Genomic DNA, 14,651 nt, shown 5'->3' with positions numbered 1-14,651 from the left:
AGACCGTTCTCAGTCCCCCTCTCGACCGAGAGGGGGACTGAGAACGGTCTGGTGCGGTTCGGGCGGTCGGCGGCAACACCGACCGTGACTCCCCCGTGTGACTTACGCGGGCAGGAGAGTCCTGACCGCTTGGCGAACGGCCGGGTCCTCCAGCAGGTGCCGCAGGTCGTCCAGCCTCTTCCCGGTGACCGCGCCGTTCCCGACCGGCGGGATCGTGTCGTACCGGGGCGGTGTGACCACGCTGAGACCGAGGTAGTTCTTCTCCTCTTCCTCCAGCTCCGGCGCCGACCAGGGCCGCATCCTCCCCGAGCCGTCCCAGGGCCGCGCAAGGACACCGCGATCGTGCTGCCCAAGAAGAAGCTCTCCGTCTTCCTCGACGCCGACAACCCCGGCCAGTGGATGCTGCACTGCCACAACGCCTACCACGGCCAGGCCGGGATGATGGCCGACGTCGCCTATCGCGCCTGATCCCGCACCCATGCCATCAGGGCGGGCTCGGCGGTTGCCGATGAGCCCGCCCTGATGTCGCGTGCCTGTTCTCGCCCTCGCTGTTGCGCGCCGTACGCGCGGCGCCAGGATCAAAACACAATGGATTGACATAGACAGTCTGTCTCGATAAAGCTGGTGGCCGTCACACGCGACCGGACCAGGCTCCGGAAGCACCGGGCACAACGGGAAGGAGGCCCGCCATGGCCGGCCCACTGCACCATCCCGATGCGGCCGAGGGGGTGGAGCCCGACGATCTGTACGCCGGCCCGCCGCCCTGGGACATCGGCCGGCCGCAGCCGGCGTTCCTGGCCCTCGCCAAGGCCGGCGCCTTCCGGGGCCGGGTACTGGACGTCGGCTGCGGCACGGGCGAGCACGTGCTCATGTGTGCCGATCTCGGCCTGGAGGCGACCGGCGTCGACCTCGCTTCCAAGGCCGTTCACACCGCGGAACTGAAGGCACGCGAGCAGCGCGGCACGGCGAGGTTCCTCCGGTGGAACGCCCTCGAACTGACCGATCTACGGGAAACCTTCGACACCGTTCTCGACTGCGGGCTCTTCCACGCCCTCGGTGGCGCCGACCGCAGCACCTACATCGACAATCTGCGAGCGGTGATCAAGCCGGGCGGCCGCTACTTCATGCTGTGCTTCAGCGACCGGCAACCCGGCGAGTGGGGACGGGTGCACGGACTCAAGTCGACCGAGTTCGAGGACGCGTTCACCGGGGGATGGCGTATCGACTCCATCGAACCCAGCACGATCGACATCACCACCGACCCGGACGGCATCCGGGCCTGGCTCGTCGCCCTCACCAGGATCTGATCCACCGAGAGACCCGAAAGGGAATGCCATGCCGACCGCGGAAGCCCGAGTCGAAACCGAGCGCGCGAGCCGCTACCTCGTCCAACTCTGCCGTCATGCACAGCAGATGGGCCGCCACCCCCACTACGGGACACGCAACCACGACGCCGCGGACACGCACCGGCCACCGGAGGTGCACGACGTCCAGTGGTCGGACACCCACGGGACCGTACGGGTGAGCCTCGGCCGGTGGACCATGCAGGCCGACGAGGGCACGCTGACACTGCGAGCGGAAGCCGACAACGAGGAAGACCTGCGGCGGCTCCAGGACCTTGTCGCCGCACGCCTCGAAAGGATCGGCAGACGCGATCGCCTCGTCGTGACCTGGCAACACCTTGAGGCGACGGGCCTTCAGCCCTGTGAGCCCGACTCGCCGAAGGGCTCACAGCCGCGGACCGGGACACAGCACCTCCAGGGCGTCCAACGGCGCCGGCTCCTCCGGCTGGTCGGCGGAGTCGTCGCACTGTTCGTTGCCGCGCATCTGCTGCTCGGCGGGTCCGTACTGGCTGCGTCGCGCTGGCTGGACTGGGGCGCCGGCGGTGTCGTTCTCCTGATCGTCCTCGTCAAGGTCGTCGGCATCGGGACCCTGGCCGCCCGCCACGGCCGCTTGCACACCTGGAAGCGGTTCGGTCACGCCTCGCCACGGGCCGGGAGTTCCAGGCGGAGTTCGTAGCTCCACCGGCCGTGGGGTCCATGCGCACGGGGCTGATGCTCCGCTGATGCGCCGGACGAGACCCGGGGAACGGCAGGTGAGAAGCTCAGTGATCGGAGTGTCGCGCCCGGTGGCCGTGATGTTCGGCGTGTCCGCCTCGGCTCGCCGGTTTCCCGCCGTCCGCTACTACGTGGTCATCGCGCAGTCCGGACAGAATGACCGTGACCAAGCGGTCGGCGGCCGCATCGGAGGGCAGCGCCGCAGCCGCCGAGAGGGCGTGAAGGCAGTACGCCGCAAGCTCGTCCGAAGCGACGTCGTCGCGGAAGTCACCGGCCCGCGCACCTGCGGCGAGCAAGTCCCGGATCATGCCGTGGAGCTGCTGTTCGGCGTGGGCGACGTGCTCGTCCCGGTGCAGGAACGCGGCGAATTCGGTGCCGTGGTGCCCTCGCGACCGGCGCGAGATGTGGGCGAACGCCCGGAGCACCGCTTCGAGTTGTTCGCCGGCTCCGTCGACCTGGTCCCGGACCTGGGCAAGCTGCGCCAGGTGCTCGGCGATCCGACGGTCGTGCCAGGCGAGCAGGATCGCGTCCACGTCCGGAAAGTACTTGTACAGCGTGGCCCGTCCGATACCGACCCGCTCGGCGATCTGCGACATGGTCACCGACCGCACGCCATGGGCGGCGGCCAGCTCTGCCGTGGTGCTCAGAATCGCGTCGTGCACCGCGCGGCGGTGCGCCTCGATCGTCTCGTTCCACAGCTTCGGCACAGTGTGAGTGTACGGGGCGACACTGTCGATACAGAGCGACGGCACAGCAGACAAAGCGTCTCGGAAAACGCCGTGAAGTGAATGGCGCGGTGCGGCCGCCGCAGTTCGTCGACCAACACGGTGATCTTCCACAGCGCCCTGGACATCCCCGAAATCGTCCGCCGGCTGCTGGAGGAGGGATGGGAGATCGACCCCGAGGACCTGGCCCCTGTCTCCCCGTGCCTGACCGAGCACATCAAACGGTTCGGCGAGTATTCCACGCACGAACTCGGCATCGAACCGGAGGCGTACGACCCGAAACCCGACGTCGGCTCCGCTCCCCTGCACGAGCAGGATCTGATCACTGTCGGCTTCACCGAAGCGGCCTGACCGCAGGAGAGAGCCCCGTGCCGGACGGTCCGTCACCGAAGTGCCCGTAGTATCGGGGTCCGATATCGGATTCGTCATCTCTGGTGGCGGCGGTCAGGGAGGCGGTGGACGGGGTGAGGGAGTTCCAGCGGGGCGCGGTGCGGCTGCACATCCTGCATCACGCGGCCGAGGAGGAGATCCACGGCGCGTGGATGGCCCAGGAACTGGCCGGACACGGCTACCAGATCAGCCCCGGCACGCTGTATCCGACGCTGCACCGGCTGGAGTCGGACGGACTGTTGGTGTCCGAGCAGCGGGTGGTCGACGGCCGTACCCGCCGCGTCTACCGGGCGACCGAGGCGGGCAAGGCGGCGCTTGCCGAGGACCGGCGGGCGCTGGCGGAGCTGGCCCGCGAGGTCCTGCCCGCCGCGGACCGGCCCCGCCCGTAGCGGCCCGTCAGGCGCGGGCGGCAGCCCTGCGCAGGCCGTAGGCGACGGCGCCGGCCACGAGCACCGCGGCCCCCCACGTCACCGAGGCCACCGGCAGGGCGAAGGCCAGGACCAGGCAGCCCGCGGTGCCGAGGATCGGCACGATCCGCGCGGGACGGCCCTCGGCGGGAGTGAGCGTCCAGGCGGAGGCGTTGGCGATGGCGTAGTAGGCCAGCACGCCGAAGGAGGAGAACCCGATCGCACCGCGCACGTCCGTGGTGGCGGCCAGCACGGCGACCACCGCGCCGACCGCGAGTTCGGCGCGGTGCGGCACCTGGAACCGCGGGTGGACGGCGGCCAGCGCGTGCGGCAGGTGCCGGTCGCGAGCCATGGCCAGGGTGGTGCGCGAGACCCCGAGGATCAGCGCCAGCAGCGACCCGACTGCGGCGACGGCCGCCCCGCCGCGCACCACCGGCGCCAGGCCCGGGACACCGGCGGCGCGCACGGCCTCGGCGAGCGGGGCCGCGGTGTGGGAGAGGCGGTCCGGCCCGAGCACCGCGAGCACGGCGACGGCGACGGCCGCGTAGACGACCAGCGTGATGCCGAGCGCGAGGGGGATGGCGCGGGGGATGGTCCGCTTCGGGTCGCGGACCTCCTCGCCGAGGGTGGCGATGCGGGCGTAGCCGGCGAACGCGAAGAACAGCAGCCCGGCCGCCTGGAGCACGCCGCCGAAGGTGGCATCCGCCCCGACGTCCAGACGCGCGGCCTGCGCCGTGCCGCCGGTCAGGCAGGTGGTGACCACCGCGGCGAGCACTGCCAGGACGACCGCGACGATCCCGCGCGTCAGCCACGCGGACTTCTGCACGCCGACGTAGTTGACCGCGGTCAGTGCCACCACCGCGGCGACCGCCACAGCGTGTGCATGGCCCGGCCACACATACGTGCCCACAGTCAGGGCCATCGCCGCGCAGGCGGGGCTGCACCTGTGGCTCATGAGGGAGCACCCCGACGGTTCACCGGGCATGACCATGAGCATGCCCGGTCACACGCAGCACGCGGCCGACACCCACAGCGCCTGGCACGAGCGGCTGCACGCCTCCACGGCGATGACGGTGGCGCATGCGCTGGCCGCTGTCCTGGTCGCCGTTCTGCTGCACCGTGCGGACGCCGTGTGCTGGACGCTGGCACGCGGGCTGACCACGGCGGTGGAGGCGGTCCGGACGCGGATCGCCACCGCGCACTCGCTCCTGGGTGACCGGCCGGTGCCGGCCCAGGCCGGCGCGCGTGAGCCCGTCGCCCGCGCCTGGCTGGAACGGCCGCCACCTCAGGGCGCGGTGCTCATGGACGTGGTGGTACGACGGGGCCCTCCCCAGGCAGGGCTCGCTCTCACCGACTGACCCTGCCGGGACCGCGGTTCGATGTACCGCCGCCCCGTGCTCCACCACGCCTGGAGACACCACACCCATGTTCACTGCCATGAAGCAGCACAGCGCTGTCCGCCGTCTGACCCTGCTGTCGGCTGCGAGCGCCACCGCGGTCCTCGTGACCGCCGGTCCCGCCGCCGCCCACGTGGAGGTCGAGTCGGAGAAGGCACAGGCCCTCGCCGAGAACGTCGAGATCAAGTTCGACGCGGAGTCGGAGTCCAACACCGCCGGCATCACCGGGATCCGGGTCGTCCTGCCCGAGGGCATGGACCCGGCCGGTGTCGCGTACGGCGAAGGTCCGAAGGGCTGGAAGTTCACCGCCGCCGCCGACGGCTACACCGTCGAGGGCCCCGCCGTGAAGGCCGGCGCCAACGCCGAGTACTCGATCGTCGTCAAGCAGCTTCCCGACGCGAAGGAGCTGGCCTTCAAGACGCTCCAGTCCTACAGCGACGGGCGCACCGACCGCTGGATCGAGCTGGACGAGAGCGGCGAGAACCCAGCGCCGGTCCTCAAGCTGAAGGCGGCCGCACCGGGTGCCGAACCGGCCGCGTCTCCCTCCACCACCGAGTCCGCGTCCCCGACGCCGGCCCCGACGGTCGAGGAGACCGCCGACACCTCGGCCGCTCCGCAGGCGGCCGACACCGAGAAGGACGCCGACGGCGGACTGTCCGCCGGTGCCTGGACCGCCATCGTCGCCGCGGTCCTCGTCGTGGCCGCGGCAGTCGCCTTCGTCGTACGGCGTCGCGGTGGTGGCGCGACGCAGGAGTGACCCGGCGCTGAAGTCGCGCTGAGCCGTGGCCCCCGCCACCCACATCATGAGGTGGCGGGACCCGGTGCCCCGCACCGCCGGAACCGAGCACCGCGCGCACACCAGCAGGACGGCGCGTTCGCGAAGGTCCTGGCGGGCTGAGCGACGCTCTGCGGATCAGTCGTGCGGGGCCTTGCCGCTGACCCGGTGGTCGGCGTGGCTGAGCGCCTCGACGATCAGGCGGCGCAAGTGGCCGTCACCGAGGCGGTAGTAGATGTGCCGGCCCTCGCGGCGGGTGTCGACGAGCCCGGCGAGCCGCAGCTTTCCCAGGTGCTGGCTGACGGCCGTGCGCGACGCCTCGGTGCGCTCGGTGAGCGAGCCGACGTCCGACTCGCCCTGAGCGAGCAGCCACAGCAGATGCAGCCGGGTCGCGTCCGAGAGCATCGCGAACACCCCGGTCGCCTCGGCCAGCCGGGCGCTGTCCGGGGCACGCAGATGCGCATCGGCTGCAGGTGAGATCGCTTGGCCTTCGGACATGGGGCAAGCCTAGAGCCACCAGGACGGACGGTTGGATGCGTCCCTGCACCGATCGCATCCGTCCGTCATGTGCACAGGTGCGCACATGATGGCTACACTCGGGTCACCGACCGGTCCGTCATGTCTCCGGGAGCCGCCCGCATGCTCGCCGTCCTGCGCAACCGCACCTACCGCCACCTCTTCGCCGCCCAGGTCATCGCGCTGGTCGGCACCGGTTTGGCCACGGTGGCCCTCGGCCTGTTGGCGTACGACATCGCGGGCGCGGACGCCGGGTCGGTGCTCGGCACCGCGCTCGCGATCAAGATGGTGGCCTACGTCCTGATCGCCCCGGCGATCGGCGCGATCGCCGACCGGCTGCCGCGCCGGGCGCTCATGGTCACCGCCGACCTCACCCGGGCCGCTGCAGCTCTGTTCCTGCCCTTCGTGGACCAGGTGTGGCAGGTGTACCTCCTGGTGTTCCTGCTCCAGTCGGCCTCGGCGGCGTTCACCCCGACCTTCCAGGCCGTTGTCCCGGACGTGCTGCCCGAGGAGCGGGACTACACGCAGGCACTGTCCATGTCCCGCCTCGCCTACGACCTGGAGAGCCTCTTCTCCCCCGCGCTGGCGGCGGCCCTGCTGTCCGTCATCACGTACAACTGGCTGTTCACCGGCACCATGCTCGGTTTCCTCGCCTCGGCGGCACTCGTGGTCTCCGCCGTTCTGCCGAAACCGGTCGCCGCCACCGCAGCGCGCACCGGCGGCGCGTACGCGAAGGCCACCGCCGGCACCCGTCTCTTCTTCGCCGTCCCGCAACTGCGTGCCCTGCTCGCGCTCAACCTCGCCGTCGCCGCCGCGAGCGCGATGGTCACCGTCAACTCGGTCGTGTACGTCCGAGACTTCCTGGGCCTGTCGGCCGGGGTCGTACCGGTGGCGCTCGGGGCGTACGGCGCGGGCTCGATGGTGCTGGCCCTGCTCCTGCCGCGCGTACTGGAGAAGGTCCCCGACCGCGCGGTGATGCTGCGCGGCGCCTTGCTCCTCGCCCTCGTCTTCGCCAGCCTCGGCGCGATCACGGCTGCGTCGAGAGGCAGTTGGCGTTGGCCCGCTCTCCTGGCGGTGTGGGCGGCCTTCGGGGCCGCCTGCTCGATGGTGCTCACGCCGACAGGCCGGCTGATCCGCCGCTCGGCACCTGAGCGGGAGCGCACGGCGGCGTTCGCAGCCCAGTTCTCGCTCTCGCACAGCTGCTGGCTGCTGACGTACCCGCTGGCGGGGTGGCTGGGCGCGAAGACCGGTCTGCAGGCCGCCGTGATCGCGCTGGGCGGCATCGCGCTGACCGCGTCCCTGCTGGCCGCACGTCTGTGGCCGGCACCCGTGGCCGCCGTCGTCGAGCAAGAGCACGCCGATGTCGAACACGAGCACACCGATCTCCACGCCGGCCACCCGCACCTGGTCGGAGCGACCCAGGTGGGGGTGGGCTGGCGGCACCGTCACGGCCATTACGCCGACGCGCTGCACCCGGCCCACCCCTGAACCGCCTTCCTCTCTCAGCCCGGCGCGGGGATCGGCAGGGGTCGCGGCTGCGCAAGGTATCCCGCCCGGTGCAGCCGCGTGACCAGGACCGCGCACGCGAGCCCGGTGCCGGCCAGCGCGGCCCACGGCAACCAGCGCACGCCGGTGTCGAAGAGCGCCCCGACAGCCAGGTTGCCCAGTGAGATCGCGATCCCGGAGGCGGTGTTGTAGGCGCCGTAGTACGTCGCGACGAGCCGGTCACCGGAGAGTCGTACGACGGTGTCCATCTCGAACGGGTACAGCAGCGCCCCGCCCCAGGCCAGCAGGGCGGCGCAGGCGGCGAGCGCGAGGACTCCGGTCACCGCCCCCGGCGCGTCGGGCAGCAGGGGCAGGAAGGCGGCTCCCATCACCGCCAGTCCCGAGGCGATGGCGCGCGGCCCCGACAGGGTCCGTTTCGCCCATGCCGTCAGCTTGAGCTGCCCGGACAGGGCGGCAAGCGCGGAGACGGCGAAGACCGCGCCGGTCACCAGTCCGGTCCGTTCCCCGAAGAGTTCACGGGCGCGGAGCGGAAGGGCCAGATAGACCTGGAAGGCGAGGACGTACGAGCCGGTCATCGCGGCGGCGAAGAGCAGGAAGGGCCGGTTGGCGGCGACGGCGCGCCAGTCGGCGGCGACGGCGCGCCAGGCGGGTTCGGCGCCCCGACCGGCGGGCGGGCGGGCCGGGAGGGCACGGGTCTGGAGGAGGGCAAGGGCGCCGAAGATCAGTGCCGCGACCGCGCAGACCGCACTGAAGTCCCAGGTCAGCAGGGCGAGTCCGGCGAGGGGGCCGACGAGGACGCCCGCCTGGTAGAACACGTTGAAGGCCGCGAAGGCTTCCACTCTCCGCTCCTCGCCCACGTCGGCGGCGAGGTAGGCGCGGACGGCCGGATTGAACAGCGCCCCGGCGAGGCCGGTCAGCGCCGAGGCCATGACCAGTACGGGCAGGCTGTCGGCGACCGCGAGCAGCCCGAAGGCGAATGTGCGCAGGACGCAGCCGGTCAGGATCATCGGCTTGCAGCCGTACCGGTCGGCGAGGGTGCCGCCGACGAGGAACATGCCCTGCTGGGAGAGGTTGCGCACGCCGAGCACCAGGCCGACCGTCCAGGCGGCCAGGCCGAGGCCGTGGGCGAGGTGGTCGGCGAGGTACGGCATCAGCATGTAGAAGCCGAGGTTGATGGCGAACTGGTTGACCATCAGCAGCCGCGCCGGCCGGTCGAAGGAGGCCATCTGGGCCCGCAGACCCCTCATCGGAGGACACCCGCCTTCAGGTCCGCCCGGTCGCGTCCGAGCGGATCGCGGACCTGGCTGCACCGGGTCCAGGCGGTCACCACGCACTCGTCGGGCGCGGCGATCTCGCCGGGCTCGGTGGGCGGGGCCTGGCCCAGCAGGCCGTGTTCGTGGCACCAGGAGTCGTTGTAGACGGTCTCCAGGTAGCGGTGCGGTCCGTCGGGGAAGATCGCGGCGATCCGGGTGCCGGGCGGGTACGTCCGCGCGGCCCAGCCCGCGACCAGGGCGACCGCACCGACGCTCCAGCCTCCGGAGGCGTAGTGGCGGCGGGCCAGTTGCCGGCAGGCCCACACCGCCTCGGCCGGGGCCACCCAGTGGACCTCGGTGAAGGCGTCGTAGTCGACGTTGGACGGGTGGATGCTGGAGCCCAGGCCCCGCATCAGGCGGGCGGCGGCGGGCTGGCCGAAGATGGTCGAGCCGACCGAGTCCACCCCGATCAACCGCATCCCGGGGCAGTGCTCGCGCAGTCCCGCCGTGACGCCTGCCGAGTGACCCCCGGTGCCCACGGCCGCGACCAGGACGTCGATACGGCCGAGTTGGGCGATGAGCTCGGCGGCCAGCGGCCGGTAGGCGGCCACGTTGTCGGGGTTGTGGTATTGGTCCGGGCAGTAGGCGTCCGGGGTGCGGGCCAGGAGGCCGGCGACGCGCTCGCGGCGCGCCTGCTGCCAGCCGCCCTCCGGATGCGGGCGGGTGACCTGGTCGACCTGCCCGCCGAGCGAGGTGAGCAGACGGACGATGGCCGGCTCCATGCCCGGGTCCGTGACGACGGTCACCGGATGGCCGTACGTCAGTCCGGCCAGGGCCAGTCCCAGACCGAGGGTGCCGCTGGAGGACTCGACGATCGGAGCGCCGGGAGCGAGCTCGCCGCGTCGGCGGGCCTCGCCGACCATGTGCAGGCCAGGACGGTCCTTGATGCCGCCGGGGTTGGCGCCCTCCAGCTTGGCGTAGAAACCACGGCCGAGGGGGGAGAAGGGCTTGTCGATCCACAGGGCCGGGGTGTTGCCGACGAGTTGTGCGGGACGGCGGGCGACGGCGGGGCGACGCGTGTGGGCGCCCAGCGGCTCGGCGATGTCGAGCAGGGGAATGTGGTGCATGGGTGTACGGCTCCTTCGCGCCCGGGCGTGGAAAGGCGGGGCGCGGTGTTGGGTTCAGTGGACGCGCGGGCACACCCCGCCGGGTCGGATGCGCGGCACGCCTTCAGTGGGGCGTGCGGGCACGGACTCGTCAGGCCGGGGTGGGCAGGGGCGTCTACTGCCGCCAGACGCAGTGGAGCGCTCGGGCGGAACTGCCGTACAGGGAATGGGGATCGAGTGGCGGATCCCCGGATGCGCCGACAGGGACGGAGTCCGGGACGGTGACCGGAACCAGGGCGACCGCGCCGGGAGCCGGCGCGGAGTCGGGACGGTCGGCGGAGACACCGCGCGGCCGGTCCACCGCATGGTCGATGTGCAGCCCTGCATGGTGGCGATGTTCAGGGGCGCCTGCGAAGGTCTTCCCGGAGCCCGCGTCCGCTTCGTGCTGTGCGCACGTCACGGTGGGCAGGTTCAGATCCGAGCCGTCGCAGGAAGCGGCGTGCGCGTGGCCGGTCAGGTGGAGCGTGATCAGCAGGACGAGACCGAGCAAGGGGCCGACCCGGCCCGGACGCTCGGTGACCCTGGCAGGAACCCGCAATCCGATCACATACACACAGTAGTTCAGTGACTACGATCCGTCATTCCGGGGATGTGGAGCCTACCGCGTCTCGTACGGGTTCTCCGGCTGCTTCACCCGCTTGACGGAGTCGCCGTGCTGTACGGGCCCCACGCGCCGTCCGCGCCGAACCCGCCCTGGGGAATCCAGGTACCGGTGACGGTGGCCCAGGAGTCGGCGGGCGCGTCCAGGCCGCGGATCTCGATCCTGTCAGGGCCGGCGACCGCCGCGCAGCAGGTGCTGAGCAGCCGGGTCAGGTACCAGGCACCGTCCTTGGTGACGAACCCCGTCACCACAGCCACCACCGCACGAGCGCGCTGCCCGTCAAGGCCGCCACCGGCCGGATCACGCACCGGCCCCGCTGTCCGGGGGCGCCATGGTGGCGCCCCCGGACACCAGTGCGGCCGACTGTGCCCTGGCCCACGGACACATGTGACTGCACCCGCGGATCAGCCTGCGCCTCCGCCGCCGGGCCTCGCCGCTAACGACTCGCTACCGCCGCCGCCAGACGCGGTGCGGCAAAGGCGGTACCGCAGGTGAACCGCAGGAGCGGCCCGAAGGTGGCCGCGGCCTGAATACCGGTGAAGTACAGGCCGGGTACCGAGGACTGCAACCCCGCGTCGAGATGCGGGAAGCCTCCGGTGCGGGCGAGTCCGGCACGGAGTTCCGGGGCCAGGAAGTCCACACCGTCCAAACGGACCTGATAGCCGGTGGCGGCCAGGACGTGCTGCGCGGCAACGGTGTGGGGGCGTCCTTCGCCGTCCCCGGTGGTGAGGAGAAGACCGCCGTCGTGCCGTCGCGCGCCGGTGATGTGCTCTCCCAGCCGGACGGGGACGAGCCCGTCCAATCGCGGCTTGAGCCACCATGACCCGAAGGGACCGAGCACCCGCTTGACCAGCCGCAACCGCGTGGCCGCGGGCAGGTGGCGGAAGGCGGCGGCCTGGTGGACGACGCCGTACAGCCCCCAGGACCGGCCCAGCGGGGTGTCGGGCTGCCAGTGCGGTGGCGGGGTCGGCTCCGCGCCGAACACCAGCTTCTGCGCGCGCACGAGCAGTTGGACCCGCGCACCGGACTCGTGCAGGAGCGCCGTGCTCTCCTGCGCCGACTGCCCGCCGCCCACCACCACGACGTCCCGTCCGGCGAAGGTGCCGAGATCGGCATGGTGCGAGGTGTGCGAGACCAGCCCCTCCGGGACGAACTCGGCGAGCGGCTCCGGGACGTGTGCGAAGCCGTCCATGCCGCTGGCCACGACCACCGCCGCCGCCCGCAGTTCCTCGCCCGAGGCGAGCTTGAGATGGAAGCCGTCGGTCTGCCGGTCGACGCCGAGGACCCGAACCTGCTCCACCTCGGGCACCACCTCACGGGCGAACCATCGCCCGTAGCGCACGAACATCTCGACCGGCACCTGGTCGTGCCCGCTCAGCCGGGACTCACCGGCCTGCCGGGCGTAGTCGTCCAGCGTGAACCCCGGACGCGGCGCCGACAGCACCGACGCGCTCGGCGGTGACTTCAGCAGCATGCCCGCGGGCATGTTCTCGGCCCAGCTCGCCATCGGCGAACCGAACACCCTGACACTCAGGCCGCGCGCCTTGAGATGCGCGGCGGTGGACAGGCCGTACGGGCCCGCCCCGATGACGACGACGTTCTTGGGCATGATGTGGATTCCCCCCTGGCGCGGCGCTGTCGGGCAGCCCGCGCTCCGGTATGGCGTGAAAGGTCGGAGCTTCAGACGCACAGGTCTTCAGACGCACACCGAGAGCCGCCGCGTGAGCGGCGGCCGGGAGGAGGAGGGCGGACCGCGTCGTACGACGGTGTCCGCGAGGAGGACCTGTGGCGGAGCGCCGGGCGCGGGGCCGGTGTCCTCGCGCCACGCGGCACGCACGGACGCGGTCAGGTCAACGGGGTTACGGACCGGCGCGAAGAGCCCGCGCAGCAGCTCGCGCAGCTTCTCCCACTCGTGCCCGGCGACGTACAGCACGCGCCGTCGGCAGGTGTCGACGCCGTGCAGCAGTACCGCGCACAGGACCGTCAGCAACACGTGCCCGACCACGACCGGCCAGCCCGCATGTACGGAGGACGGCCACACCGCGTGCGCCGGTACGGAGACCGCGTCGTCGGCACGTACGAACCAGTACCCCACGACCACCTGCGCACCCGCCGCCAGCACCAACTGCCGTACCAGCGACTTGTCCTGACCCGCACCGGGCAGCGCCACGCCGAAGAGCACGCCTGCGGCGAGAGTGCGCACCATCCACGAAGGGCTGGAGTCGAAGGCCAGATGATGCACTGTGACCGCAACCGCAGTACCGAGCAGGGAGAACAGGCCGGCCCGGGCAACGACCACCGGCACCACACGCGGCACCCGGCCGCGGTGGCGGACACGGGACACATACACCGAACCCCCCATGAGGACCCATGATGGGGCGCAGTACGCGCCCATGTCACCACCGCATCCGGAACCGGCCCCCGCTGCCACTGAGCTGTTACGGCCTACTTCTCCGGGCGCACCGCCTGCACGTACCGCAGCCACGGTCGCACGTCCCCGCGCCCCCGCACCTCGAAGCCCGCGTCCGCGACCAGCCTGTCGAGCAGGTCCACGCGGTACTCCGCCATGACGTGCCCGACACTCGCGCCGATCAGGTGCCGTACGAGCCGGGTGCGTGGCGGCCGGAAGTCGGCGACCAGCAGGCGCCCGCCGGGACGCAGTACCCGGCACATCTCCCGGAGGGCGACCGGCCGCAGATCCTCGGGCAGATGGTGCACGGCCAGGCTGGTGACCACGACGTCGAAGGAGCCGTCGGGCGCGGTCAGCGCCTCGGCGACGCCGGTCTCGTACGAGCAGTGGGACTCGCGTGTCCTGTCGCGGGCGTATCCGACGACCTCGGCCGACGGGTCGATGCCCAGGACCGATCCGGTGGGACCCACGGCCTTGGCCATGCGGCGGGTCAGGTAGCCGGTGCCGCAGCCGACGTCCAGCACCCGGTCGGCTGGGCGGGCGCCGCTCAGCCGGGCCAGGCGGGTGTAGGCACGGGGGCGCAGGCCGCCGAAGCAGAGTGCGCCGCAGAGTTCGTAGCCCCGCGGGTGGGCGATGGTCAGGCCCTCTGTATCGGGATGCGCATGTCCGTGCTGGAGGAGTTGTCCGAGATTCACGATCCCGTCCCCTTACTTAGTCACGACTAAGTTGATGATTTGAGCTTAGTCACAACTAAGTAAGGCGGGCAAGAGGCCGTACCATGCGGGGGTGAGCGAGATCGAGGCGACGCGGCGGGCGAAGCGGGTGCGGATGACTCCCGCCCAGCGTCGGGAGTCGATCCTGACGGCCGCCACGGAGGTCTTCGCCGACACCGGCTACCAGCGCACCAAGGTCTCCGCCATCGCGGCCCGCGTCGGCGTCAGCGAACCGGTGGTCTTCCAGAACTTCGGCACCAAGGCCGCGCTGTACCAGGCGGTCCTCGACCAGGCCGTCACCCACGTCTGCGCGGTGCTCACCGAGGAGGTGGCGGCCGGCCGCTCCGTGACCGCCCTGCTGGCCGGCTTCCTGGAGCCGGACCACATGGCCCGCTTCCACTCCCGCGGCTCGCTGGGCTTCCTCTTCGCCGACGCGTTCACCCTCACCGGGGAGCCCGAACTGCGGGAGGCCGTCCACACCGCGCACCAGCGCTTCGCCGACACCTTCGCCGAACTTGTCCGCCAGGGCCAGCAGGCAGGCACCCTCCGCGCCGATCTCGACCCGCACGCGGCGGCCTGGTGGCTGATGTCCCTGCTGCACGCCCGCACCTTCCGGGCGGCCTTCATGCCCGAACAGACCGCCCTGGAAGCGCAGTTGGTGTCCATGACACTGGATACGCTGACCGGCCGCTGAGTGCGAGTCGCCATCGAGACTGCGGGTCGGCCGCCTACCGG

18 protein-coding genes and 2 pseudogenes are annotated in these 14,651 nt (G+C 71.7%); 9 read left to right on the top strand and 11 right to left on the bottom strand.

Translation table 11 applies throughout. From position 1 onward, the window contains the following. Nucleotides 1-102 precede the first annotated feature (102 nt). Nucleotides 103-300 (bottom strand): hypothetical protein, encoded by a 198-nt coding sequence (locus ACFWPQ_RS46450; protein ID WP_384049664.1) that lies wholly within the window; start codon nt 298-300, stop codon nt 103-105. An 18-nt stretch (nt 301-318) separates the two neighbouring features. On the opposite strand from ACFWPQ_RS46450, the pseudogene ACFWPQ_RS46445 reads away from it, so the two are divergent. The 3 genes and pseudogenes from ACFWPQ_RS46445 to ACFWPQ_RS46435 all read left to right on the top strand — a co-directional run. Further along, nucleotides 319-468 (top strand): annotated as a pseudogene (locus tag ACFWPQ_RS46445) (multicopper oxidase domain-containing protein); the annotation flags it as partial. Nucleotides 469-689: 221 nt separating this feature from the next. Continuing rightward, nucleotides 690-1,307, top strand: coding sequence for a class I SAM-dependent methyltransferase (locus ACFWPQ_RS46440; RefSeq protein ID WP_384049652.1), 618 nt, complete (start codon nt 690-692; stop codon nt 1,305-1,307). A gap of 28 nt (nt 1,308-1,335) precedes the next feature. Next, nucleotides 1,336-2,019 carry a DUF2218 domain-containing protein gene (locus tag ACFWPQ_RS46435; protein ID WP_384049650.1) on the top strand — a complete coding sequence of 228 codons (684 nt, stop codon included), beginning with the start codon at nt 1,336-1,338 and terminating at the stop codon, nt 2,017-2,019. Nucleotides 2,020-2,104: 85 nt separating this feature from the next. Here ACFWPQ_RS46435 and ACFWPQ_RS46430 read toward each other — a convergent pair whose 3' ends face one another. Further along, a complete protein-coding gene (locus tag ACFWPQ_RS46430; RefSeq protein ID WP_384049647.1) occupies nt 2,105-2,764 on the bottom strand; it encodes a TetR/AcrR family transcriptional regulator in 660 nt (219 codons plus the stop codon). Between the two features lie 120 nt (nt 2,765-2,884). On the opposite strand from ACFWPQ_RS46430, the gene ACFWPQ_RS46425 reads away from it, so the two are divergent. Next, complete coding sequence (locus ACFWPQ_RS46425; RefSeq protein WP_384049644.1) at nt 2,885-3,133, top strand: Tn3 family transposase; 249 nt, start codon at nt 2,885-2,887, stop codon at nt 3,131-3,133. Nucleotides 3,134-3,246: 113 nt separating this feature from the next. Continuing rightward, nucleotides 3,247-3,561 carry a PadR family transcriptional regulator gene (locus ACFWPQ_RS46420; RefSeq protein WP_384049641.1) on the top strand — a complete coding sequence of 105 codons (315 nt, stop codon included), beginning with the start codon at nt 3,247-3,249 and terminating at the stop codon, nt 3,559-3,561. A 7-nt stretch (nt 3,562-3,568) separates the two neighbouring features. On the opposite strand, the pseudogene ACFWPQ_RS46415 reads toward ACFWPQ_RS46420, so the two are convergent. After that, nucleotides 3,569-4,513, bottom strand: a pseudogene (locus ACFWPQ_RS46415) (APC family permease); the annotation flags it as partial. Between ACFWPQ_RS46415 and ACFWPQ_RS46410 the strand changes: the two are divergent. Together ACFWPQ_RS46410 and ACFWPQ_RS46405 are read left to right on the top strand one after the other, a co-directional pair. Beyond that, entirely contained in the window at nt 4,482-4,937 is a 456-nt protein-coding gene (locus tag ACFWPQ_RS46410) for a hypothetical protein (protein ID WP_384049661.1), read from the top strand. The pseudogene ACFWPQ_RS46415 and the gene ACFWPQ_RS46410 overlap by 32 nt on opposite strands. A gap of 79 nt (nt 4,938-5,016) precedes the next feature. After that, nucleotides 5,017-5,733, top strand: a complete 717-nt coding sequence (locus ACFWPQ_RS46405) for a DUF1775 domain-containing protein (RefSeq protein WP_384049638.1) — start codon at nt 5,017-5,019, stop codon at nt 5,731-5,733. A gap of 156 nt (nt 5,734-5,889) precedes the next feature. On the opposite strand, the gene ACFWPQ_RS46400 is transcribed toward ACFWPQ_RS46405, so the two are convergent. Next, nucleotides 5,890-6,249, bottom strand: a complete 360-nt coding sequence (locus ACFWPQ_RS46400) for an ArsR/SmtB family transcription factor (RefSeq protein WP_384049635.1) — start codon at nt 6,247-6,249, stop codon at nt 5,890-5,892. 141 nt (nt 6,250-6,390) lie between these two features. Between ACFWPQ_RS46400 and ACFWPQ_RS46395 the strand changes: the two genes are divergently transcribed. Next, on the top strand, nt 6,391-7,755 hold the full coding sequence (locus tag ACFWPQ_RS46395) for an MFS transporter (protein WP_384049658.1): 1,365 nt from the start codon (nt 6,391-6,393) through the stop codon (nt 7,753-7,755). Nucleotides 7,756-7,769: 14 nt separating this feature from the next. Here the strand turns inward: ACFWPQ_RS46395 and ACFWPQ_RS46390 are convergent, their stop codons facing one another. From ACFWPQ_RS46390 to ACFWPQ_RS46360, 7 genes are all read right to left on the bottom strand, one after another. After that, nucleotides 7,770-9,020, bottom strand: a complete 1,251-nt coding sequence (locus ACFWPQ_RS46390) for an MDR family MFS transporter (RefSeq protein WP_384049632.1) — start codon at nt 9,018-9,020, stop codon at nt 7,770-7,772. Further along, nucleotides 9,017-10,153: a PLP-dependent cysteine synthase family protein gene (locus tag ACFWPQ_RS46385; protein WP_384049630.1), complete on the bottom strand. Its 1,137-nt coding sequence runs from the start codon at nt 10,151-10,153 to the stop codon at nt 9,017-9,019. The genes ACFWPQ_RS46390 and ACFWPQ_RS46385 overlap by 4 nt, the downstream gene beginning before the upstream one ends. Before the next feature lie 154 nt (nt 10,154-10,307). Then, nucleotides 10,308-10,739, bottom strand: a complete 432-nt coding sequence (locus tag ACFWPQ_RS46380; protein WP_384049627.1) for a hypothetical protein — start codon at nt 10,737-10,739, stop codon at nt 10,308-10,310. A gap of 83 nt (nt 10,740-10,822) precedes the next feature. Next, nucleotides 10,823-11,041, bottom strand: a complete 219-nt coding sequence (locus ACFWPQ_RS46375) for a hypothetical protein (RefSeq protein ID WP_384049624.1) — start codon at nt 11,039-11,041, stop codon at nt 10,823-10,825. Nucleotides 11,042-11,229: 188 nt separating this feature from the next. Continuing rightward, nucleotides 11,230-12,402, bottom strand: coding sequence for an FAD-dependent oxidoreductase (locus ACFWPQ_RS46370; protein WP_384049621.1), 1,173 nt, complete (start codon nt 12,400-12,402; stop codon nt 11,230-11,232). Between the two features lie 87 nt (nt 12,403-12,489). After that, the gene (locus ACFWPQ_RS46365; RefSeq protein WP_384049618.1) at nt 12,490-12,999 is read right to left on the bottom strand and encodes a hypothetical protein; all 510 of its coding nucleotides are present in this window, start codon (nt 12,997-12,999) and stop codon (nt 12,490-12,492) included. Between the two features lie 239 nt (nt 13,000-13,238). Then, nucleotides 13,239-13,898 (bottom strand): class I SAM-dependent methyltransferase, encoded by a 660-nt coding sequence (locus tag ACFWPQ_RS46360; RefSeq protein WP_384049615.1) that lies wholly within the window; start codon nt 13,896-13,898, stop codon nt 13,239-13,241. A gap of 91 nt (nt 13,899-13,989) precedes the next feature. Here ACFWPQ_RS46360 and ACFWPQ_RS46355 point away from each other — a divergent pair, with 91 nt between their 5' ends. Next, nucleotides 13,990-14,610 carry a TetR/AcrR family transcriptional regulator gene (locus tag ACFWPQ_RS46355; RefSeq protein ID WP_384049612.1) on the top strand — a complete coding sequence of 207 codons (621 nt, stop codon included), beginning with the start codon at nt 13,990-13,992 and terminating at the stop codon, nt 14,608-14,610. Nucleotides 14,611-14,651 lie beyond the last annotated feature (41 nt).

The organism is Streptomyces sp. NPDC058464, assembly GCF_042721035.1.
Taxonomy (GTDB): domain Bacteria; phylum Actinomycetota; class Actinomycetes; order Streptomycetales; family Streptomycetaceae; genus Streptomyces.
Note: the sequence above shows the minus strand (reverse complement) of the source record. Positions and strands in the feature narration are given on the sequence as shown.